Raw genomic sequence first — 21,964 nt, 5'->3', positions numbered from 1 at the left:
CCGGCCGTTTCCGTCCGACCCCTGCCCTCCGGTCGCTTCCGGTGGCACGCTTACCTCTCACCGCACCACTCGTCTGCCGGGCCGCCGCCTGCGGCGGCCTCTCCCCCACGCTCCCGAGGAGCAGGGGGACCCCACTCGCGGCCGCGCGCCCGGTGTGCGCGGCCCCCGCAGAAGGAGTTACGCGTGAGACGAAACGAGCGTGGCCGCACGGCAGTTGACGGCATAGCGACGCGGCGTCCGGCGCGCGGGTCCCGGGCCGCCCTCGGCACCCTGACCGCCGCCGGCACGCTGCTGGCCCTGCTGCTCCCCACCTCTGCGGCCGGTGCCGCCACCCCGCAGGACTCCCACCGCTCCGCCACCCCGCAGCGCACCGCCGGCGCCTTCTGGACGGCGGCGCGGATGCGGTCCGCCACCCCGCTCGACCTCGCCGCGCCGGCGCAGCGGCACCGCGCCGCGGTCCCGCGCAGCGCCCCGCTCACCGTACGGCCGACGCTCCCCCGGCTGCCCGGGCTGCCGTCCCTCGCCGCGCCGCTGACCGCCGCAGCGGCCCAGCCGGGCGGCCCGTGGACCGGTGGCGGCGCGGTCACCAAGACCGCCGGCCGGGTGTTCTTCACCTACCAGGGGCGCACCGCCTCCTGCTCCGGTGACGCGGTGACCAGCGCGAACAAGAGCACCGTGCTCACCGCCGGGCACTGCGTGAAGCTGGACGGCGCCTGGCACACCAACTGGGTCTTCGTGCCCGGCTACCACGATGGCCAGGCCCCGTACGGCAAGTGGTCGGCCGCCAAGACGCTCTCCACCCCGCAGTGGACGGCGAGCGAGGACATCAACTACGACGTCGGCGCGGCGGTCGTCGCCCCGCTCGACGGCAAGAAGCTCACCGACGTCGTCGGCGGGCAGGGCCTGTCCTTCAACTCCGGCTACAACAAGACGATGTACGCCTTCGGCTATCCGGCGGCGGCACCGTACGACGGCACCAAGCTGATCTACTGCAGCGGCACCACCATGAAGGACCCGCTGTTCTCCCACGACCACGGTCTGTCCTGCAACATGACCGGCGGTTCCAGCGGCGGCCCGTGGTTCACCTCGTTCGACGAGAAGACCGGCACCGGGCTGCAGTCCTCGGTGAACAGCTTCGGCTACCAGTTCCTGCCCAACACCATGTTCGGTCCGTACTTCGGCGACGACGCCAAGAACCTGTACAACACGGCACAGGCGTCCTGACCGGCGGTCCCCACGGGCGGGCGGGGTCTACTCCCCGTCCGCCACCCCGGTCGTCACCGACCGGCCGGCGTCGTCGTAGCCGCCGGCGACCAGCGCCGAGGCCGCCACGACGAGCGCGACCAGGGCACCGAAGATCAGGAACGGGCGGGCCCCGTACAGGCGTTGGCGACTGCGCCCGGGTCCGCGCCCGGTGCGCGTCCGCTGCCGGTGCGGCCCCAGGGCGCCCGGGCCCATGCCGCGCCGCCATCCCAGCGACCGGCTGATCCGCCGCTTCCAATACACCAGCCGGTAGTAGTGCTTGAGCACCGCAGCCCCCACCCCGTACGCCCGTTCCGCACACTCATTCGAGAAAATTCCTCCCGAGGGTACCGGCCGCGGGGCCGCTCCACCGCACCTTCGGGCCATCCGCCGAGGGCCCGCCGGGTGCGGCCGTGCACACCCGGCGGGCCGGCTGTCCGGGGGTTCAGCGGGGCACCATCTCCCGCAGGGAGGCGAGGAGTTCGGTGCCGTTCGGGACTCCCAGGCCGGTACAGGTGTCCCAGCCCGGGTGGGCCTCGAAGTCACCGTTGGTGCCGACGGTGACGTCACGGAAGCCGCGGGCGGTGTGCCCGGGGGTGGCACCGGCGTACAGCAGCGGGTGCAGCATGCCGAGCGGGCGGCCGAGCGCCTCGACCAGCCGGCAGGTCAGCGCCGCCCAGAGCGGGGCGACGGCGCTGGTGCCGCCGATCACCGTGCGGTGGCCGTCCACCAGTACCTCGTAGCCGGTGGCCGGGTCGGCGACGCCGGAGACGTCCGGCAGGCCGCGGCCCGGGCCGCCGCCGTTGTGCGGCACACCGGCCGTGGTCTGCCAGGACGGCAGCGGGAACGCCTCGCTGACGCCGCCACCGGTGGCACCCCCGCCGTCGCCGCCCCACACCACTTCGCTGCGCACCAGACCGGAGTCCGGGTCGGCGTCCAGGCGGGTGCCGCCGCAGGCCAGGGCGTGCGGGCTGGAGGCCGGGAAGTCGGTGTGCGGGCGGCCGTCGGGGACGCCGTCGCTGCTGCCGTCGTCGCCGGCCGCGGCGCACACCGTCACGCCCAGCGCCGCCGCGTCCGCCAGTGCCTCGTCGAACACGGCGCGGGCCTGGTCGGTCCAGAACGGCTCGGCGGCGCCCCAGCTGATGCTCAGCGCGGCCGGGGTCGGGGTGTCGTGGACGGCCTGGCTCACCGCGTTGACGAAGCCCTGGTCGGTGTTGTGCGCGAAGTACACCTTCTGCTCGGCGCCGGGCGCCAGCGCACCGGCGACCTCGATGTCCAGCAGCACCTCGCCGTCGGCGCCCTTGGGGTCCCCGTTCGGCTGGTTCCGGGCGGTGCCGACGCTGACCGCCGTCACCTTGGGCATCTTCGGCAGCCCGAGGGACCGGAAGTACTCCGTCAGCTCTTCCTGGGTGAACCCGCCGTCGAGTTCGATGATCGCCAGCGTCTGCCCGCTGCCGTCGGTGTCCGGCGGGAACTGGTACACGCCGGCCAGCTGCGAGGGCTTGTACGAGGTCTGGCGGGCCCGGGCCCGCGCGTGCCGGACGTGGGGGCGGGCCTGCGGGCGGTCGTCCAGACCGAGCACCGCCACGACCACGCCGTCCAGCTCGGCGGGCAGCTGCAGCGGGCCCTCGCGGTGCCGGTGCTCGACGAGGTCGCCGTGGGTGGGGTCGGGGCTGGCCACCCGGGTCAGCTGGGTCCCGAACGCGGCGGCCATCTGGTCCGCGGTGCCGGACACCTTCATGCGCCGGGACGCCAGGTCGACGTCGTTCACGTCGACGCCGTGCCGGCCCAGCACCTCGCGTACGCGGTCGGCGTCGGCCTGGTCGGCGCCGTACCGCTGTGCCAGTTCGGCCTGCGAGATGGTGTCCGGCCCGGTGATCAGGTCCCGGGGGACCTCCGCCCGGCGGCGCAGCATGATCGTGGCGTGTACGGGGGTGGAACCGTCGAGGGGACCGGCGGGGCGCGCCTTGGGCGCGGCGGCCCGCTCACTACCAGGTATAGGGACAAATCGTTCATTCATAGCACAAAGTATCGACCCGATCACGCCATGTCCGCATGTCGAGTGCGGGACGGCGGGCATCCGGTCCTCATCGGCGGTGGTCACCCCGCTCTTCGGGCCGACCACCGCCGCGGGGTGGTCCCTCAGGTGCGCGGGCGGTCCCGGCAGGACAGGGCGTCGATGGTCTCGGTGCGCGGCTTGTAGTCGGTTTCCCAGGTCGGGTCGGCCTTCGTCGCGGCCCACAGCGACGTCGAGAAGTCGTGGCTCCAGTTGTTGCTGTTGACGTAGTCCCGCAGCGCGTCGCGCAGCCGCAGGCAGTCCTTGCGGTGCCCCTTGGCCATCGCGATGCCGTAGTGGTTGACGGAGCCGTAGGTGAGGTCCGGGACGACCTTGAGGTCCGGGTTCTCCTGCGTGAAACCGTAGAGGATCATCTGGTCGGTCGAGACCGCGTCGGCCACCTTCTTGACCTTGAGGTCGGTCAGGCAACTCGACGCGTCCGGCCGCTCGTAGACCGCGATCCGGGAGTACTCCGGCCCCTCCAGCGTGGTGGCGGACGTCGTCCCGGGCCAGGTGCAGACGCGCTTGCCGAAGAGGTCCTCGGGCTTGCGGATCCGCTTGTCGTTCTTGCGGACCATGATCCCCTGGTACGTGGACGCGTACGGGCCCGCGAAGTCCAGCGTCTTCATCCGGTCGACGGTGATCGAGAAGGTCGCCACGACCAGGTCCTTCTTCTTCTCGGTGAGCACCGCGCTGCGGTCCTCCGACGGCACGATCCCGAAGTCCGGCTCGGCGCCGACCGCCTTGAGGATCTGCTGGGCGACGGTGATGTCGAAGCCGGAGAACTTGTAGGTGTGGACGACGCCCGTACCGGGCTGGTCGTTCTTGGCGCCGACCGACACCTTGCCGCCCGCGAACAGCGAGGGCGGCTCCGAGGAACCGCAGGCGGTCGCCACGAGCGCGGTGAGCGCGAGCACCGCAAGCCCCGAGAAGGCCTTGGAGCGACGGGCCTTCAGCGGCGGCCGCGCGGTGCTGGTGGATCGCGCGGCGCACGTGGTCCGGGCGGTGCTCGTGGGCCGGGCAGTGCTCGTAGGTCGTGTGCTTCTCCACGCTCGGGTGGTGCTCATCGCCCGCGTGGTGCTCAACGCCCGGGCGATCCTCCACGCTCGGGTGGTGCTCAACGCCCGGGTGATTCTCCACGCTCGGGTGGTGCTCATCGGTCTCCCCCGTTCCGACGGTTCTGCTTCTGGCGCGCATCTGCTTCTTACGGGATCTGCGTCACTCACTCCCTGAGGTCCGTAGGGCACCGCGGTGCCCCTGATGGTGCGTCACCGGTCATGCAGCACCGCACCGGTGGTCCGTACGTCCATCCGGCAGCCGCGGCCGGTGTGCAGCCGGACGCCGATCGTCACCGTCGTGGTCCGTGCCCCCAGGGCGAAATCGACGGTGCCGCCGGGCCGGAGATCCGCGGTGCGGTCCGCGGTGCCCGCGGTGAGCAGCGAGAGCGTGGCGCGGGTGTCCGGCAGGCAGGTCGGGCCGGCCGGGTCGTGGTCGGCGATGGCCAGCGTCAGCCGCAGCGCGTTCCGCGGCTCCGCCAGGGCACGGGCGTCGAGCCGGAGGGTGAGCGTGCGGTGCGCGGCGTCGTCCAGCGGCTGGCTGCCCACCGCACGGACCTGCCCGGTCACATCGATCTCGCCGTGCGTCCGGACGCTCTGGAAGGCCAGCCAGCCGCCGACCGTGGCCAGTACGGAGACCAGGGACAGCACGCCGGCCAGCCGGGCGTCGCGCGGGCTGCGGTCGAGGACGCGGGCCGCGGCGGTGACCACCGACAGACCGGTGAGCAGGCCCCAGAGGGTGTACTGGCGGGCCGGCCCGTCCGGCCAGTCGGTGCCGGCGATCACCACGGCGGCGCAGGCCAGCAGCAGTGGCAGCCAGCGGGCGCTGGGGTGCATCACCCACTTGATGAAGATGTTCCTGATGTCGTGGGCCGCGATGGAGTGATCGCCGTGCGAGGTCGTGCTGTGGTGGACGTCGCCGCGGCCCGCCGGCCGGCTCATGAACCGTTCCGGGAGTCCGCGCTGCCTCCCATGTGGATGTCGCCGTGGATCTCGCCGGCCGCGATCGATCCCTGGCCGGTCGCGGTGACGTGATGGTGGACGGTACGGCCGCCCGCGGCCCCGGCGAGCCGCTCGATCTGCCGCAGCAGCTGGGACCCGTCCCGCCGGTCGGCGGGCCCCGCCAGCCAGGCACCCACCGCCTCCGCCAGCACCCGGCGCTCGTCATCACCGAGGGCCGCCAACCGCCCGTCGAGGTCGTCCGCCCGCTCCCGATCGAGGACCAGCCGGCCACCGTCGCCGACCGGATCCCCGTCCGCCCCGTCCCCACGGCGCAGCAGCCGGCGGAAGAACCCCTCCCCGGCCGTCACGGTGCGCTCGGCGATCCGCTGCTGGGCAGCGCTGATCACGGACGTACCGAGGCTGTTCGCCGCCATGGTCAGATAAGGCGCGATCTCCGCCGATACGGTCGCCAGGTCGGACATCCGGCTCTCCCCACGCTCAGAAGTCACGGCCCCCGCCGCAACACCCATACGGGAAAGGCGTGTTACCCATGTGAGAGCTGATCCACACCCACCCGCCTGAGGGGTTTTCACCACGAGCGACCCCGACCCGACAAGCCCTTCGAGCCGCCTCACGCGCGGGGGTGGCGCCGGGGCGCTGTCACCCGGGCGGAAACCCCGGCACGAACGCAGACGAGCACGGACAGACGGCGGACGGCGGCAGCCGAACCCCGGCCGGAAGAACCACAGGCGGCGGACGAGTCGGCCTGTACGCCGGGTTCTGTCGCCCCCGGTCCTTGCGGGCCGGGGGGAGACGGCCATCCATCTAGGGCTGCCGTTGCCGACAGCCTCGTGCGGTCTACCCGCGGACTCGGGCGGGCAGCCCTCGGTCGTCCGCGCAGGGGCATCGTCGATGCCCCCTCTTGACCTTGCTCCGGGTGGGGTTTACCTAGCCCTCCGAGTCACCTCGGAGGCTGGTGGTCTCTTACACCACCGTTTCACCCTTACCGGAGGCCGAAGCCTCCGGCGGTTTGCTTTCTGTGGCACTGTCCCGCGGGTCACCCCGGGTGGGTGTTACCCACCACCCTGCCCTGTGGAGCCCGGACGTTCCTCGGGAGGGTCGTTGCCGATCCCCACGCGGCCGTCCGGCCGGCTCGTCCGCCGTGGCGACCATGCTACCCGGCGCGGAACCGGCCCCGCGTCCCGCATCGCCTCCCGGCATCGCGTCCGGCCCGCGGAGCCCCGGAGCGCGCTTGACCTTGTCGCAGCGGCAACGTTTCTACTGGCGGCATGAGAATCGGTGAGCTCGCAGGTCTCGTCGGCGTCAGTACCCGCGCCGTCCGCCACTACCACCACCTCGGACTGCTGCCCGAGCCGGAACGCCGGGCCAACGGCTACCGGGAGTACGGGCTGCGGGACGCGGTCGCGCTCGCCCGTCTGCGCCGGCTGACGGAGCTGGGACTCGGGCTGGAGGAGGTCCGGGACGTCCTCGCCGACGACTCCGGGCGCGAGCTGCACGAGGTGCTGGCCGAACTGGACGCCGACCTGGCGCGCCAGGAGGCGGAGATCCGGGTCCGGCGGGCCCGGCTGGCCGCGCTGCGGCAGCAGGCGGAGGAGCACGGCGGACTCCCCGCGGAGGGGCCGGTGTCGGACGAACTGGCCGCGATGTTCCGGGAGATGGCCCGTACCTCGGCCACGCTCCCCGGTCCCGAGCCCGCGGTGGCGGCGAAGGAACGGGAGGTGCTGGCGCTGCTGGAGTCGGCGGGAGACGGGGCGGGCGAGCGGGTCGCCGGCCTGCTCGGGGACTTCGCCGCGGCGCCGGGGGCTATGGAGCGGGCGTACGAGGTGTACGGGCTGCTCGACGAGCTGGCGGAGGCCGCGGCGGACGATCCGCGGGTGGAACGGGTCGCGCGGGCGCTCGCCGACTGCATTCCGGACGCCGTGGTCGCCGAGGTCAGCGGCGAGCACTGGGCGCGCGCGGCCGATGCGGGCCGGGATGCGGACGGCGGTTTCATGGCGGCGTACTACGCGCACTTCCCGCCCGCGCAGGCCGAGGTCATGCGCCGGGCGATCCGGCTGGTCGCGGAGCGTGCCCGGTGAAGGGACAGCAGGGGAGGGCGCGACGGCTGCTGGCGCATGAGGGGCGGTGGCTGGCGAGTCTGGTGTGGTGGGTGGCGCGGCGGCGGTTCGGGGTGGCGGCGGGCGAGCGGGTCCTGCCGTACGCGGCGGCACAGTCGGCGCTCGTCTACGGGCTGACGTTCGTGTGCGTGGTGGAGACGGCCGGGGTGCATGCGATGCTCGCCGACGTTCCGGTGGCGCGGGTGGTGATGCTGTTCGTCGATGTCTACACGGTGCTGATGCTGCTGGGCTTCCAGGCGGCCGCGGTCACCCGGCCCCATGTGCTCGGCACGGATCACCTGCTGCTCCGGGACGGCGCCCGGCGGGAGATCCGCATCCCGCTGGACCGGATCGCCTCCGTCCGGTACGACCTCCGGTTCTCCAACGACGGCAAGGACGGCAGGGACGGAAGGGACGGCAGGGACGGCAGGGGCGGCAGGGACGGCAGGGGTGGCAGGGGTGGCGAGGACTCCGGAAAGGGCGAGGACTCCGGGGACGGGAAGGGCGGCGGGGGTGACGGGGTCTGGGCGCTGGCCGTGGGTGGGCAGACGTCGGTGACCGTCGAGCTGACCGCGCCGGTCGTCGCGGTACGGCTGTCGGGGCGCCGCGACGAGGTGCGGACGGTGCGGTTCCATGCCGACGACGCACGCGGCGCGGTGGCGGCCGTACGGGCCGCGGGGGTGGCGGCGGCCGTACGGGCGGCGGGGGTGGCGGCGGCCGTACGGGCGGCGGGGTGGCGGCGGACCAGACAGCTCACGGGCGTACCCCGGCGGCGGACGGGCTGGCCGCGGACGCCGCGTAGCGGCAGCGCGGGGGACCGGGGCCCGGGACACGGACGGGGCCCGGACCACACGGGCCGGAGCCGGGACACGGACGGGGCCCGAACCACACGGACCGGGACCACACGGACCGCGACCGGGACCGGCGACCGGCGACCGGCGACCGCGTCGCCGCGGCCTCACACCGGCGTGAAGCGGACCGGTTCGAGGCCCGGTTCGGCCTCGGCGAGGCGGACCTGGATGCGTTGGCCGAGGGGCAGCCCGGGGCCCTCCGGGGCGGCCTCGACGGGGCCGATGACGGCCGGCTCGTAGAGGTGGACGGTGCCCCGGGTGGGGTCCTTCTCCTGGATGTCGACGACCAGGGCCTCGAAGGTCTCGCCGACCCGGTCGCGCAGCAGCGCGGCCTCGACGAGGTCGACGCAGGCCCGCTCGACCTGGTTGGCGCGCTGGGCGCCGGTCTCCATCTCGCGCGGCAGCGCGGGCAGCGCGCTGCGCACCCAGTCCGCCGGCTCGTGGCCGGCGGACGCGGCCAGGCACAGCTCGGAGGTGTAGCGGTCGACGAGCCGGCGCAGCGGTGCGGTGGCGTGCGCGTACGGGGCGGCGACGGCCGAGTGCAGCGCTTCGGAGGCGCTGGGCGGGGCGCCGTCGAAGGCCGTGTAGCCGGCGCCGCGCAGCAGGGCCGTGCACTCCTGGAGGAACGCGGCGTGCGAGGCGCAGTGCGGGTCCAGAGCACGGATCAGCGCGGAGTACGAGGTGTGGTGCGGCCAGTCGACGCCGAGCGCCCGGGCGGTCAGCCGCAGCCGGGCCACCGAGCCGTCCGGGGCGGTGGGCAGGGTCCGCAGGATGCCGGTGCCGGCGGCCAGCATCAGTTCGGCCGCGGCCATTCCGGTGAGCAGGGAGATCTGCGCGTTCCAGCCGTACGCCGGCAGGGGCGCGCGGTACTCCAGGTGGTAGCGGCCGTTCCGTTCGACGATCTCCTGCTCGGGGACGTGCAGCGAGATCGCGCCCCGGGCGACCTCCAGTTCCTCGCGCAGCAGGCCGATCTCCCGGAGCAGGTCGAGCGGCTCCTCGGCCGTCCCCTCGTCGATGGCCCGCTGGACGCCCGCGTAGTCGAGGCGGGCTCGGGAGCGGACCAGGGCGCGGCGGACGGAGGCGGCGACCAGGCCGCCCTCGGGGTCGAGGTCGAGCTGCCAGAGGACGGCCGGGCGGTCCTGGTCGGGCAGCAGGCTGGCGGCGCCCTCGCTCAGCGCGTACGGGTAGAGCGGGATCCGCTCGTCGGGGAAGTACAGCGTGGTCACGCGGTGGTGGGCCTCGGCGTCCAGCGCGCCGCCCGGCGTCACGAAGGAGGCGACGTCGGCGATGGCGTAGTGGATGCGGAAGCCCCCGCCGCGGCGGGAGGAGAGGAACATCGCCTGGTCGAGGTCGCGGGAACCGGGCGGGTCGATGGTGAAGAGGGGCAGGTCGGTGGCGTCGTCCAGGGCGTGCTCGGTCGCCACCGCGCCGTCGGCGGCCGGGATCCGCGGGGCCCGGGCCGCGCTGTCCGCCTCGGCCTGGGCCGTCGGCGGGAAGTGGTCCGGGACCTCCAGATCGATCCGCAGCTCCCGCAGCGCGGCGCGCAGCGGGGCCTCGGCTGCGTCGGTCACATGCATATGGCGACGGGGCATGAAACCGAGCGTATGACCGGATGGCGCGGGTGGCGCGCGGGGCGAACGGGGCGGGGAGCGCGCCTGGCGCGGCTGGCGCGCCGTGCGATCAGGTGCCGGGGAGCTCATCTGACGCGTCCGGAGGGCACAGCTCGGGGTGGCCGCGGTTCCTGGGCGGGCCGCGGTTCCCGGGGCGGGCGTCGCAGGCCATACGCTTTCCGGGGGCCGCACCCCCGCCCGTACCGCCGTGAAGGAGAACACCGTGCTCGTGCTGTTGCCGCCGTCCGAAGGCAAGGCCCCGGGAGCGGCCGGGGCGCCGCTGGACACCGGCGCGCTGTCGCTGCCCGGGCTGACCGCCGCGCGGGAGACGGTCCTCGGCGAGCTCACCGAACTGTGCGCGGCGGACGAGACCAAGGCCCAGGAGGTGCTCGGGCTCAGCGACGGCCTCAAGGGCGAGATCGCCAAGAACGCGGGGCTGCGGACGGCCGGGGCACGGCCGGCCGGCGAGATCTACACCGGCGTGCTCTACGACGCGCTCGGCCTCGCGTCCCTGGACGCGCCGGCCCGGAAACTGGCCGAGCGGTCGCTGCTGGTCTTCTCCGGGCTGTGGGGCGCCGTCCGCATCACCGACCGGATCCCGTCGTACCGCTGCTCGATGGGCGTGAAGCTGCCGGGGCTCGGCGCGCTGGGCGCGTACTGGCGGGCGCCGATGGCGGAGGTCCTGCCGGCGGCGGCCGGCACCGGCCTGGTGCTGGACCTGCGGTCGGCGGCGTACGCGACGGCGTGGAAGCCCAAGGGCGAGGTGGCCGGGCGGACCGCGACGGTGCGGGTGCTCCAGTCGAAGACCGTGAACGGCGTGGAGAAGCGCACGGTCGTCAGCCACTTCAACAAGGCGACCAAGGGCCGGATGGTCCGCGACCTGCTGTCGGCGGGCCGTCCGCCGCAGGGCCCGGCGGAGCTGGTCGAGGCGCTGCGCGACCTGGGTTACGCGGTGGAGGCCCAGGCCCCGGCGAAGGGCGGCAAGCCCTGGGCGCTCGATGTGATCGTCACGGAGCTCTAGGGCCTGGGACCGGCATCGAGTCAGCACATTGCACCCTGCGCAACGGTCGTTGCGCAGGGTGGGCGCGGAGCGCAGTATGGGCGGCGTGACTAGCGCCGCCTCCTCCCCCGCGTCCGCCTCCGGTCCCACGTCCGCCTCCGGTCCCTCGGTCCCGTCGGTCCTCGGGCTCGCCCCCGTCATCCCGGTCGTCGTGCTGGACGAGGCCGCCGACGCGGTACCGCTCGCCCGGGCGCTGGTCGCCGGTGGGCTGCCGGCGATCGAGGTGACCCTGCGGACGCCCGCCGCGCTGGACGCCATCCGGGCGATCGCCGACGAGGTCCCGGACGCGGTGGTCGGCGCGGGCACGCTGCTCAACCCCGGCCAGGTCGCCGCGGCCTGCGCGGCCGGCGCCCGTTTCCTGGTCAGCCCCGGCTGGTCGCCGCGGCTGCTGGGCGCGCTGCGGGACTCCGGTCTGCCCTTCCTGCCGGGTGTCTCGACGGCCTCGGAGGTGGTGACGCTGCTGGACGAGGGCGTCACCGAGCTGAAGTTCTTCCCGGCGGAGGCGGCGGGCGGGACGGCCTATCTGAAGTCGCTGGCCGCCCCGCTGCCGCAGGCCCGTTTCTGCCCGACCGGCGGCATCACCCTGGCGTCCGCGCCCGGGTACCTCGCGCTGCCCAACGTCGGCTGCGTGGGCGGGACGTGGATGCTGCCGGCCGACGCACTGGCCGCCAAGGACTGGTCGCGCGTCGAGCGGCTGGCCCACGAGGCGGCGGCGCTGCGCGCCTGACCCTCAGGCCCGCCCGGCCCGCCGCCCGGCCCCCTCGCGGCGCAGGTACGACGTCCCGCTCGTCGTACCTGCGACGTCCGCTCAACGCAGGTACGACGCCCCGCTCAACGCAGGTGCGACGTCTCGTTCAGCAGCCGCAGGGAGGCGTTGCCGTCGGAGTAGTACGCCACCGCGGACAGCGAGGCGGCGGAGAGTTCCATCCGGAACAGCGACTCGGGCGGGGCGCCCAGCGCCAGCCGGACCAGGGTTTTGATCGGCGTGACGTGGGTGACCAGCAGGACCGTCTTGCCCGCGTACCGGGCCAGCAGCTTGTCGCGGGTGACCGCGACCCGGCGGGCGACCGACGCGAAGGACTCGCCGCCCCCGGTGGGCGCCGCCTTCGAGGAGTGCAGCCAGGCGTCGAGGTCCTCGGGGTGGCGCTCGCGCACCTCGGCGAAGGTCAGCCCCTCCCAGGCCCCGAAGTCGGTCTCGCGCAGGCCCTCTTCGACCCGTACCTCAAGGCCCAGCCGGTCGGCGACCGCCTGGGCGGTCTCCCGGCAGCGCCGCAGCGGTGAACTGACCACGGCCTGGATCGTGCCGCGGGCGGCCAGCGCGGCCGCGGTGGCCTCGGCCTGGCGGTGGCCGGCGGCGGAGAGTTCGGGGTCGGTGCCGCCGCTGCCGGAGAACCGCTTCTCGGGCGTCAGCGCCGTCTCGCCGTGCCGCAGCAGGACGAACGTGGCGGGTACGCCGAGGTCCGGGGCGCCCCAGCCGACCGGCGGGGCGGCCGTCGCCTCGGGAGCCGCTGCCCGCTCGGCTCGGACTCCGCGCGTTCCGCGGCCTCGTCGGCGGCCCGGGCGGCGGCGCTGCGGGCGGGTGCGGTGGCGGTGGCCAGCGCCGCCCGGGAGTCCCGCGGCTCCCACTGCTTGCCGACCTTCCCGGCGTCCATCGCCTCGTTGGCGAGCCGGTCGGCGTGCTTGTTCTTGGCGCGCGGGATCCACTCGTAGCTGACCCGGTCGGCCGGGAAGACCGACCTGGCCTCGGCGGCCAGCGGCTTCATGCCCGGGTGCTTGATCTGCCAGCGCCCGGACATCTGCTCGACGACCAGCTTGGAGTCCATCCGGACCTGGATGCGGGCCTCCGGGTCCAGCGCGTGCGCGGCCCGCAGCCCGGCCACGAGGCCCTTGTACTCGGCGACGTTGTTGGTCGCGGTGCCGATGAACTCGGCGGCCTCGGCGAGCGCCTCGCCCGTTTCCGGGTCGAGGACGACCGCGCCGTAGCCGGCCGGCCCCGGGTTGCCCGGGACCCGCCGTCCGCCTCGACGATCAGCGTGCGCGGCACGGTCTACAGGCCCGAGTCCGGGGTGCGGACCAGGATCCGGCCGCAGTTCTCGCAGCGCACGACGGCGTCGCCGGCGGCCGCCCGGATGTCGTTCAGCTCGGTGATGTTCAGCTCCAGGCGGCAGCCCTCGCAGCGGCGCTGGTAGAGGCGGGCCGCGCCGACGCCGCCCTCCTTGGCGCGGATGCGGTCGTAGAGCTTCAGCAGGTCGGCCGGGATGTCGGCGACGGTCAGCTCGCGCTCCTTGGTGACCGCGGCGGCCTCGGCGTCGATCTCGCTGCTGGCGGCGTTGCGGCGGGCGACGGCGTCGTCGACCTTGGCCTGGATGGCCTCGACCCGGGAGGTCAGTTCGGCGACCCGCTCCTGGGCGGCCTCGCGGCGCTCCATGACCTCCAGGACGACGTCCTCCAGGTCGCCCTGGCGCTTGGCGAGCGAGGCGATCTCGTGCTGGAGGTTCTCCAGGTCCTTGGGGGAGGTGACGGCGCCGGAGTCCAGCCGCTTCTGGTCGCGGGCGGCGCGCTGGCGCACCTGGTCCACGTCCTGTTCGGCCTTGGTCTGCTCGCGGCTGGTGTCGCTCTCCTCGGTCTGCGCGGCGACGAGCAGGTCGCGCTGCTGGGTGAGGTCGGCCTCCAGGGTCTGCAGCTCGGCCAGCTCGGGGAGGTTCTTGAGCCGGTGCGCGAGCTGGGTGAGCCGGACGTCGAGGGCCTGGACGTCGAGGAGGCGGATCTGGTCGGCGGGCGCGGCGTTCAGCGGGGGGCTCCTGTGGTGTGCGTCGGGGTGAAGATCGGGGTGGACGCCGCGTGGGCGGTCCAGGGGTCGGTGACCGTACGGGAGACGTGCGTGCGCAGTCCCCAGTCGTGCCGGTCGGAGACCGCGTCGAGCTGGGCCGCGGCCTGCTCGCACCACGGCCATTCGGTGGCCCAGTGGGCCGCGTCGAGCAGCGCCGGCGGGCTGGTCCGTCCGGTGGTCTGGGTGGCCTCGGACGCCGGGTGGTGGCGCAGGTCGGCGGTGAGGAAGGCATCCACACCGGCCGCCCGGACGTCGTCGAAGAGGCTGTCGCCGGAGCCGCCGGAGACCGCGACGGTGCGGATCTCGCGGTCCGGGTCGCCGGCCGCCCGGATGCCCTGCGCGGTGGCCGGCAGGTGCGCGGCCGCGTACGAGGCGAACTCGGCCAGGGTCATCGGGTGCGTCAGTTCGCAGATCCGGCCCAGGCCGCGGCGGCCCGCCGGGTCGCTCGGGTCCGGCACCAGGGGGCCGAGGACACGCAGGTCCAGGGCGCCCGCCAGGGCGTCGGAGACGCCGGGGTCGGCGGTGTCGGCGTTGGTGTGCGCGACGTGCAGGGCGATGTCGTGCTTGATGAGCGTGTGCACGACCTTGCCCTTGAACGTCGAGGCCGCGACCGTCGTCGTCCCGCGCAGGTAGAGCGGGTGGTGGGTGACGAGCAGGTCGGCGCCGAGCCGTACCGCCTCGTCGGCGATCTCCTGGACGGGATCGACGGCGAACAGCACGCGGCGGACCTCGGCGTCCGGGTCTCCGCAGACCGTGCCGACGGCGTCCCACCCTTCGGCCCGCTCGGGGGGCCAGAGGGCGTCGAGCGCGGTGAGGACTTCAGACAGTACGGGCACGGGTGGAAGGTTACCTCCCGGGCGGGAACCCGCACCGCCTGCGCCTGCGCCCGCGCGCGGGCGCAGGCGGGAGGTCACGTGACGGGGCAGCCGCCAAGGTCGTCCGGGACGCGGTCGGCGGTGGTGGCGGTGGCGCCCTCCACCGGGAGTGAGGTCTGCCTAAGTCGGCCCACCGTTGAAGCGTGAAGCACAACCGTCCCATCCGGCACCGGCGAACCGGACATCCGCCACCCTTATGCGTGAAGTGCCGCAACACGCGTTGATCGGCCGGAAGTGCGAAAACTAGCTTCGGTCTGCCGACTGGAGGTGACCACTTCATGACGATCTGCGCCACTGAGGACGCCGCGGCCCCGGCCCGCCCGCACCGCGCGGCCCTGACGATCGCCGCCGACGGCTCGTACGCCGCCCGGCTCGCCCGGCACGACGACGCCGACCGGAGCTGGTTCCCGGAGCGCTGGACGCTGAGCGGCCCGGAGCCGTACGCGGTGCCACTGCCCGGCAGCCAGCCCGAGGAGCCGGACAGCGAACTGCTGCCGCTGACGGACGGCCGGGTGCTGATCCTGCGCCGGGTCGCCGACCGCTTCGCCCTCTCGCTGCTCTACCCCACCGGCCCCGGAACCGGTGAACTCCTGCTGGGCACCGTGGAAGCGGAGGAACTGACGCTGCTGCCGCCGACGCCGGGCGGCACCGACGGGTACGCGCTGGCCCCCGCGTTCGGGCACACCGTGCTGTGGCGGGTGCCCGGCGATGCGGGCGGGCCCGAGCGGGTGGCAAAGATTCCCGGGCGCTGTACGGGCGGCGCGTGGCTGGACCGCGGCGGGCGGCTGCTGGCGCTGGACCGGGAGCTGGCCGGCCGGACGAAGACCGTCCTGGTCGACCTGGAGCGGGGCGGCGAGACCGGGCTGCTGCTGCAGATCACCGAGGAGAGCAACGACCGGCTGCTGCTGGCCGATCCGGACAGCGGGCTGCTGCTGGTCCGCTCGGACGCGCCGGGTCACGACCGGCTGGGCTGGGGCGTGCTGGGCAGCAGCCGGCCGGTGCGGTTCCCGGAGTGCCTGCGGCCGGCCGATGCCGCGGTGACGCCGTTCGCCGTGCAGCCGGGGCAGATGCTGGCGCCGGAGAGCTGCGCGGTGGCGTTCCGGGTGGACGCGGCGCACGGCACCCGGCTGGGGATCTGGCGCCCCTGGGGCCGGCGGCTGCGGCAACTGCCCGTACCGGACGGGTGGCTGGCGGGGACCGGGCTGTGGACGGCCGACGGCGAACTGCTGCTGCCGTGCGCGACGGACGCCGAGCCGTGCGGGCTGGCGCGGATGGCCATACCGCTGGAGCCGGTGGCACCGGTGGCACCGGTGGAGCGCAGGATTCCGGTGGGATCTGTGGGATCGGTGGGCTCGGTGGGCTCGGTGGGCTCGGTGGGCTCGGTGGGCTCGGTGGAGCGAGCGGGATCTGGGGGACCTGGGGGACCTGGGGGCCCGGCGGAGCGAGCGGGTTCGGTGGGGTCGGCGGGGCTGGTGGGGGCGGTGGGGTCCGTACGGGTGGGGCGGACGCGGCGGCCGTGCGCGGCGGGGGGATTGTCCCGGATGCAGGGGATGCCACCAACCACTCCACATCATCTGCACAACCGAAGGCCGCCCACGCGGAACCGCGGCGCTCCCCCGCACATCCCCATATGCGCAGGCCAGTTCCGCTGCAACAGGCGCCCCTCGGGGCCCGCTAGGCCCGGTGGAGCGTGATTTCCCACCCCGTTAAACTTTCGGGTGGGGGCTACGCAGCCGGTTGACCGGCCACCGATCACGCCGCTCGGGGTACGACCCCACGGCGGCCGGGCGGGGTCCCGACGCGTACAGCAGCAAGCGATCCGACGGAGTGACTCTTTCCATGTCCGAAGCCCGAACCGACACGACCCAGGCGCGCCCCCAGGAGGCATCCGCCCAGGCCGCCGAGGCTGCAAGCTCCGGCAGGCACCGTGGCCCGGCCGCCGCGGAGGAGTCCGACTCCACCGCGCACGGCCGGCACCGCCGGGACAAGCAGCCGCAGGGCGCGTAAGTCCCAGGGGGCCCGGGCCGCGCCTCGGGAACCGCGCCGGAGAGCCGCGCTTCAGGAGCCGTGCCCTCAGGAGCCGTGTTTGAGAGCCAGCACCTCGCCCGCCGCGAACGTCTCGTGCGGCGGGCGCTGTGCGTAGTGGGGCGTCAGCAGCTCGTCCAGCTCCTCGAAGGTGAAGGCCTCCTTCGCGGTGTCGAACTTGGCGGCGATCCGGGGGCGTTCGGCGATCGCGACCATGCCGCCGTGGACGACCAGCAGCTGGCCGTTGACCCGGGCCGCGGCCGGTGAAGCCAGGTAGCCGACGAGCGGCGCGACGTGCTCGGGGGCCAGCGGATCGAGCCGGCCGTCGGACGGCACCCCGAAGCCGGCGAAGACGTCCTCGGTCATCCGGGTGCGGGCGCGCGGGCAGATCGCGTTGGCGGTCACGCCGTATTTGGCCAGCGCCAGCGCCGTGGAGGTGGTGAGGCCGACGATGCCCCCTTGGCGGCGGCGTAGTTGGGCTGGCCGGCCGAGCCGGCGAGGAACGCCTCCGAGGAGGTGTTGATGATCCTGCCGTACACCGGGCCGCCTACCGCCTTGGACCGCTCGCGCCAGTGGGCCGCGGCGAAGCGGGTGGTGTTGAAGTGGCCCTTGAGGTGCACCCGGATGACCGTGTCCCATTCGTCCTCGGTCATCGAGAACACCATCCGGTCCCGGAGGATGCCCGCGTTGTTGACGAGGATGTCGAGCCGGCCGTAGGTGTCGATCGCCAACTGGACGAGTGCGCCCGCCTGTTGGTGGTCGGCGACGTCACCGGCGTGGGCCACCGCCTTGCCGCCCGCCGCGCGGATCTCGGCGGCGACGTCCTCGGCGGGGCCCGCGGAGGCGGCGCCGGACCCGTCGCGGCCCGATTGCCCGTAGTCGTTGACCACGACCGCCGCGCCGAGCCGGGCGAGTTCGAGGGCCTCGGCGCGGCCCAGTCCGCGGCCGGCCCCGGTGACGATCGCGGTCAGGCCTCAAGTGGCTGTGCCATCTGGCGTTCCCGTCCTCTCGGTCTGCCGGCCGGGTCGGGGTCGCGTCACCGGCCGGTCGGATCTCTTGGCGGTCAGATCTCTATGCAGGTGCGCAGTGCCGTCCCGGACCGCATCTGGTCGAGGGCGTCGTTGATCTCCGGGAGCCGGACGCGGTGGGTGATCAGCCCTTCGAGGTCGATCCGGCCGGCCCGCCACAGGGCGATGACCCGCTCGTAGGAGCGCAGGACGTCCCCGCCGCCGTAGAGGGACGGCAGGATCCGCTTCTCGTCGAAGAACAGCTCGAACATGTTGACCTGGAAGGTGTCGTCCATGGCGCCGGCGCCGACCACGCACAGGGTGCCGCCGCGCCGGGTCGTCTCGTACGCGGTGCGGGCGGTGGCGGACCTGCCGACCACCTCGAAGACGTAGTCGAAGCCCTCGCCGCCGGTGATCTCGGCCTTGGCGCCGTCGAGTTCCTCCGGCGCGACGGCGTCCGTGGCGCCGAAGCGCAGTGCCGCCTCGCGCCGGGCGGGCACCGGGTCGACGGCGACGATCCGGGCCGCGCCGCAGACCCGGGCGCCCTGGATGACGGAGATCCCGACGCCGCCGCAGCCGATGACCGCGACCGAGGAACCGGGCGCCACCCGCGCCGTGTTGAGGGCCGCGCCGAGCCCGGTGGTGACGCCGCAGCCGATCAGCGCGGCGATCTCGTACGGGACGTCGTCCGGGATGGGGACCGCGCAGTTGGCGGCCACCACGACCTCCTCGGCGAAGGTGCCGGTGCCGGCGAACCCGAAGACGTCCCCGCCGGGCCGCCGGAAGTTGGGCGTGCCGGCGTTCATGAACCCGGCCAGGCAGAGGTGGGTCTGGCCGCGTTTGCAGGACGGACAGCTGCCGCAGGCGGGCAGCCAGCACATCAGCACCCGGTCGCCCGCCGCCAGGCCGGTGACGCCGTCGCCGACGTCGACGACCTCCCCGGCGCCCTCGTGGCCGGGGACGAAGGGCACGGGCTGCGGCAGCACCCCGTTCATCGCCGAGAGGTCGGAGTGGCACAGTCCGGTCGCCCGGAGGCGGATCCTGACCTTGCCGGGCCCGAACCCCACCGCCTCGACGTCGTCGAGGACCTCCAGCTTGTCCTGCCCGGTCTCGTGCTGTACGGCTGCGCGCATCTCACGGCTCCCCTCGGAGACGACAACTCGGACGCATCAATCGGAGACAACGATCGGAGGCAACAACTCCGCGGCCACCGCCCGGAGGCCACCACCCGGAGGCGACAAAGCGACAAGGGAGCGGCGGCCGTGCGGCTGCTAGCCGTGCTCGACGACGGTGTCCGCCAGCACCGCCGCCTCGTCCCGCTCGGGTGCCGTCACCGACACCTGGATCCGGCCGGGCTCGCGCCAGAGCCGGATGCGCAGCACCTCGCCCGGGAAGACCACCCCGGCGAAGCGCGTGGTGTACGACCGGACCCGGGAGACGTCCCCGTCCAGCAGGGTGTCGACGACCGCCTTGAGCGTGATCCCGTAGGTGCACAGCCCGTGCAGGATCGGCCGGTCGAAGCCGGCGAGCCCGGCGAATTCGGGGTCGGCGTGCAGCGGGTTCCAGTCGCCGGAGAGGCGGTAGAGCAGCGCCTGATCGGCACGGACCTGCCGCTCGGTGGTCAGGTCGGGGGCGCGGTCGGGAAGTTCGAGGCGGGCGGACGGGCCGCGGTCGCCGCCGAAGCCGCCCTCACCGCGGACGAAGATCTGGGTGTCGCAGGTCCACAACGGCCCGTCGTCGTCCGCGACTTCGGAGCGCAGCACGATGACGGCGGCCTTGCCCTTGTCGTACACGGCCGGGACGGTCGAGGTCTGGGTGGCGCGGCCGCGCACCGGCAGCGGGCGGTGCACGGTGACGGTCTGCCCGCCGTGCAGGACGGCGGCCAGGTCGACGTCGATGCCGGGGGCGGAGAGTCCGCCGGCCAGCGCCATCCCGCCGCCTGCGACGGTGGCGAAACTGGGCAGGACGTGCAGCGCGCTCTCCAGGGTGTAGCGCAGTTCGTCCGGGTCGGTGGCGGCCCGCGGCTTCTCGGGGGTGGCCGCGCCGGCGCCGATGCCGAGGTGGTAGAGCTGGACGTCCTTGTGGTCCCAGGCGAGTTCGGTGGTCCGCGGTTCGGCGGCGGTGGCCTTGGTGACGTCGATGGGCATGGGGGCGGTTGCTCCTTCACCACGGTGGAGTTCATGGGAAGACCCCGGCCCGGCCGTCCGCACCGTCGGCCCGGCCGGGGTCGTCACTGGTCGGCGCGGACCGCGCGCGGGCCGGCGGTGCCGCAGGGACAGCCGCCGGGCGCGGATCACGCGCCGGTCGGCCGGGCCGCACGGGACACCCGCCACTTCTAGAACGCGTTCTAGCCGATGGCCTTCATGTATAGCCGATCCGCCTGACACCGGGAAGCCCCCTGACGGTATGTCAGAAACGCGTCGCGGCCGCGGTCCGCACCGATGACATTTGTCAGCGCGCATCACCCACATTCGCCCTGCCCCGGCCCGCCCACGCTCCGTAACGTCAGGGACGGGAAACGACCGAAGGGGGCGGACATGACACCGGGGACGACACCGGGCGGGGCACGGACGACGGCGCAGGTGGGGCCGGTGGGGCAGGGCGGCGACGGGACGGCCGTGGCGTTCTGTGGCGTCACCCGGAGTTACGGCCCGGTGCGGGCCGTGGACGGCATCGACCTGCGGATCGCCACCGGTGAGACGGTGGCGCTGCTCGGCCGCAACGGCGCCGGCAAGTCCACCACCCTGAACATGCTGCTGGGGCTGCTGCCGCCCTCCTCGGGCACGGTGCGGCTGTTCGGCGGCGAGCCGGAGACCGCCGTAAGGGCCGGCCGGGTCGGGGCGATGCTGCAGGACGGCAAGGCCGTCCCCCGGGTCACCGTCCGCGAACTGGTCGGCTTCGTGGCCGCCACCTACCCGCGGCCGATGGACGTCACCGAGGCGCTGGAACTGGCGGGCCTGGCCGAGTTCGCCGGGCGGCGGGTGGACCGGCTCTCCGGCGGCCAGGCCCAGCGCGTCCGGTTCGCGGTGGCGCTGGCCGGCAACCCCGACCTGCTGGTCCTCGACGAGCCCACCGCGGCCCTGGACGTGGAGGCCCGCCGGACGTTCTGGCGCGCGATGCGGGCCTACGCCCGGCGCGGCCACACCATCGTCTTCTCCACCCACTACCTGGAGGAGGCCGACGACCACGCCGACCGGATCGTGGTGATCGACCGGGGCCGGGTGGTCGCCGACGGCAGCGGCGAGGCGATCAAGCGGCGGGCCGGCGGGTCGCTGGTCTCCTTCGACCTCGCGGGCGCGCCGACCGCGCCGCTGTCCGCACTGCCCGGCGTGCACACCGTGGAGGTCCGCGGCGACCGCGCCCTGCTGCGGACGACGGACTCCGACGGCACGGTCCTGGCGCTGGCCGGACGGGGCCTGGTCCGCGGCCTGGAGGTCACCGCCGCCAGCCTGGAGGACGCCTTCCTCACCCTCACCTCCCCCGACGGCACGCACGCCGACGCCCTGAACCCCAACGCCCCGAACCCCGACGCCGCGAACCGCGACGCCCTGAAGGAGACCGCGTGATGCTCGGCTACCTCCGTCTCGAAGTCCGGCGCACGCTGCGCGACCGGGGCTTCGTGATCTTCGGCATCGGGATGCCGGTGCTGATGTACGTCCTGATGACCAACATCGGCGCCGGCCCCGGCGGCGCCGACATGGGCTGGAAGACCGCCTCGATGGTCGGGATGGCCGCGTACGGCGCGCTGGGCGCGGCGATCGGCACCGGCACCGGCGTCGCCGAGGACAAGCAACTGGGCTGGCTGCGGCAGCTGCGGATCACCCCGATGGGGCCGCTGCGGGCCGTGGTGGGCCGCGGACTGACCGGGTCGGTGACGGTGCTGCCGGCCATCGCCGCGGTGCTGCTGGTGGGCGCGCTGGTCAACGGCGTCCGGATGCCGGCCTGGCAGTGGGCCGCGCTGACCGGCCTGCTGTGGCTCGGCACCGCCCCGTTCACCCTGCTCGGGCTGGGCAACGGCTACCGCCTCTCGGCGCAGTCCACCGGTGTGGTCAACACGGGCTGCATGCTGCTGCTGTCGATCGTCGGCGGACTGTGGTTCCCGGCCGAGCTGTTCCCCTCCTGGCTGCGCGCCCTGTCGGCCTGGACGCCCGGCAACCGCTTCGCCGAACTGGGCCGGAGCGTCACCGAGGGCGGCGCACCGAGCCTCACGGCAGTGGCGGTGCTGGCCGCCTGGCTGGCAGTCTTCGGCACCTACGCGGTGTACGCGTACCGCCGGGCCGCACGGACGGTGTGA

At 74.2% G+C, this 21,964-nt stretch carries 18 protein-coding genes, 1 other RNA gene and 2 pseudogenes; 8 read left to right on the top strand and 13 right to left on the bottom strand.

Annotated features, from left to right (window positions below; genetic code table 11):
- The first annotated feature begins 183 nt into the window (after positions 1-183).
- Entirely contained in the window at positions 184-1,224 is a 1,041-nt protein-coding gene (locus tag OJ254_RS16690; protein ID WP_265362962.1) for a trypsin-like serine peptidase, read from the top strand.
- Positions 1,225-1,251: 27 nt separating this feature from the next.
- Here the strand turns inward: OJ254_RS16690 and OJ254_RS16685 are convergent, their stop codons facing one another.
- The 6 genes from OJ254_RS16685 to rnpB all read right to left on the bottom strand — a co-directional run bounded on the left by OJ254_RS16685 (position 1,252) and on the right by rnpB (position 6,451).
- Positions 1,252-1,530, bottom strand: a complete 279-nt coding sequence (locus OJ254_RS16685) for a hypothetical protein (RefSeq protein WP_265362961.1) — start codon at positions 1,528-1,530, stop codon at positions 1,252-1,254.
- A 157-nt stretch (positions 1,531-1,687) separates the two neighbouring features.
- Positions 1,688-3,262, bottom strand: coding sequence for a S53 family peptidase (locus tag OJ254_RS16680; protein ID WP_265362960.1), 1,575 nt, complete (start codon positions 3,260-3,262; stop codon positions 1,688-1,690).
- A gap of 122 nt (positions 3,263-3,384) precedes the next feature.
- Positions 3,385-4,365, bottom strand: a complete 981-nt coding sequence (locus OJ254_RS16675) for a transporter substrate-binding domain-containing protein (RefSeq protein WP_265362959.1) — start codon at positions 4,363-4,365, stop codon at positions 3,385-3,387.
- A 201-nt stretch (positions 4,366-4,566) separates the two neighbouring features.
- Positions 4,567-5,295: a hypothetical protein gene (locus OJ254_RS16670; RefSeq protein ID WP_265362958.1), complete on the bottom strand. Its 729-nt coding sequence runs from the start codon at positions 5,293-5,295 to the stop codon at positions 4,567-4,569.
- On the bottom strand, positions 5,292-5,777 hold the full coding sequence (locus OJ254_RS16665) for a hypothetical protein (RefSeq protein WP_265362957.1): 486 nt from the start codon (positions 5,775-5,777) through the stop codon (positions 5,292-5,294). The genes OJ254_RS16670 and OJ254_RS16665 overlap by 4 nt, the downstream gene beginning before the upstream one ends.
- A 271-nt stretch (positions 5,778-6,048) precedes the next feature.
- An RNA gene (gene rnpB / locus OJ254_RS16660) (RNase P RNA component class A) lies at positions 6,049-6,451 on the bottom strand.
- 133 nt (positions 6,452-6,584) lie between these two features.
- Here rnpB and OJ254_RS16655 point away from each other — a divergent pair.
- Complete coding sequence (locus OJ254_RS16655) at positions 6,585-7,394, top strand: MerR family transcriptional regulator (RefSeq protein WP_265362956.1); 810 nt, start codon at positions 6,585-6,587, stop codon at positions 7,392-7,394.
- Positions 7,395-8,370: 976 nt separating this feature from the next.
- Here the strand turns inward: OJ254_RS16655 and OJ254_RS16650 are convergent.
- Positions 8,371-9,855 (bottom strand): RNB domain-containing ribonuclease, encoded by a 1,485-nt coding sequence (locus tag OJ254_RS16650; RefSeq protein WP_265362955.1) that lies wholly within the window; start codon positions 9,853-9,855, stop codon positions 8,371-8,373.
- Positions 9,856-10,096: 241 nt separating this feature from the next.
- Here OJ254_RS16650 and yaaA point away from each other — a divergent pair, with 241 nt between their 5' ends.
- Both yaaA and eda read left to right on the top strand, forming a co-directional pair.
- Complete coding sequence (gene yaaA, locus OJ254_RS16645) at positions 10,097-10,894, top strand: peroxide stress protein YaaA (RefSeq protein ID WP_265362954.1); 798 nt, start codon at positions 10,097-10,099, stop codon at positions 10,892-10,894.
- Between the two features lie 76 nt (positions 10,895-10,970).
- Positions 10,971-11,660 (top strand): bifunctional 4-hydroxy-2-oxoglutarate aldolase/2-dehydro-3-deoxy-phosphogluconate aldolase, encoded by a 690-nt coding sequence (eda, locus tag OJ254_RS16640; RefSeq protein WP_265362953.1) that lies wholly within the window; start codon positions 10,971-10,973, stop codon positions 11,658-11,660.
- A 104-nt stretch (positions 11,661-11,764) separates the two neighbouring features.
- Here the strand turns inward: eda and OJ254_RS16635 are convergent.
- The 3 genes and pseudogenes from OJ254_RS16635 to OJ254_RS16625 all read right to left on the bottom strand — a co-directional run bounded on the left by OJ254_RS16635 (position 11,765) and on the right by OJ254_RS16625 (position 14,599).
- Positions 11,765-12,977: pseudogene (locus OJ254_RS16635) on the bottom strand (bifunctional RNase H/acid phosphatase).
- A gap of 3 nt (positions 12,978-12,980) precedes the next feature.
- On the bottom strand, positions 12,981-13,724 hold the full coding sequence (locus OJ254_RS16630; RefSeq protein WP_265365191.1) for a zinc ribbon domain-containing protein: 744 nt from the start codon (positions 13,722-13,724) through the stop codon (positions 12,981-12,983).
- The gene (locus OJ254_RS16625) at positions 13,721-14,599 is read right to left on the bottom strand and encodes a Nif3-like dinuclear metal center hexameric protein (protein ID WP_261951824.1); all 879 of its coding nucleotides are present in this window, start codon (positions 14,597-14,599) and stop codon (positions 13,721-13,723) included. The genes OJ254_RS16630 and OJ254_RS16625 overlap by 4 nt, the downstream gene beginning before the upstream one ends.
- 317 nt (positions 14,600-14,916) lie before the next feature.
- Here OJ254_RS16625 and OJ254_RS16620 point away from each other — a divergent pair, with 317 nt between their 5' ends.
- Both OJ254_RS16620 and OJ254_RS16615 read left to right on the top strand, forming a co-directional pair.
- Positions 14,917-16,332 carry a hypothetical protein gene (locus tag OJ254_RS16620; RefSeq protein WP_265362952.1) on the top strand — a complete coding sequence of 472 codons (1,416 nt, stop codon included), beginning with the start codon at positions 14,917-14,919 and terminating at the stop codon, positions 16,330-16,332.
- A gap of 145 nt (positions 16,333-16,477) precedes the next feature.
- Positions 16,478-16,645, top strand: a complete 168-nt coding sequence (locus OJ254_RS16615) for a hypothetical protein (protein ID WP_265362951.1) — start codon at positions 16,478-16,480, stop codon at positions 16,643-16,645.
- A gap of 66 nt (positions 16,646-16,711) precedes the next feature.
- Here the strand turns inward: OJ254_RS16615 and OJ254_RS16610 are convergent.
- From OJ254_RS16610 to OJ254_RS16600, 3 genes and pseudogenes are all read right to left on the bottom strand, one after another.
- Positions 16,712-17,654: pseudogene (locus OJ254_RS16610) on the bottom strand (3-oxoacyl-ACP reductase).
- Positions 17,655-17,726: 72 nt separating this feature from the next.
- Positions 17,727-18,803: a Zn-dependent alcohol dehydrogenase gene (locus tag OJ254_RS16605; RefSeq protein WP_265362950.1), complete on the bottom strand. Its 1,077-nt coding sequence runs from the start codon at positions 18,801-18,803 to the stop codon at positions 17,727-17,729.
- Positions 18,804-18,941: 138 nt separating this feature from the next.
- Entirely contained in the window at positions 18,942-19,817 is an 876-nt protein-coding gene (locus OJ254_RS16600) for a MaoC/PaaZ C-terminal domain-containing protein (RefSeq protein WP_265362949.1), read from the bottom strand.
- A gap of 390 nt (positions 19,818-20,207) precedes the next feature.
- Here OJ254_RS16600 and OJ254_RS16595 point away from each other — a divergent pair, with 390 nt between their 5' ends.
- Complete coding sequence (locus OJ254_RS16595; protein WP_423835911.1) at positions 20,208-21,236, top strand: ABC transporter ATP-binding protein; 1,029 nt, start codon at positions 20,208-20,210, stop codon at positions 21,234-21,236.
- Positions 21,236-21,964: an ABC transporter permease gene (locus tag OJ254_RS16590; protein ID WP_265362948.1), complete on the top strand. Its 729-nt coding sequence runs from the start codon at positions 21,236-21,238 to the stop codon at positions 21,962-21,964. The genes OJ254_RS16595 and OJ254_RS16590 overlap by 1 nt, the downstream gene beginning before the upstream one ends.

Source organism: Streptomyces endophytica (genome assembly GCF_026153355.1).
GTDB classification, from domain to species: domain Bacteria; phylum Actinomycetota; class Actinomycetes; order Streptomycetales; family Streptomycetaceae; genus Streptomyces; species Streptomyces endophytica.
This window is presented reverse-complemented; position numbering and strand designations above follow the sequence as displayed.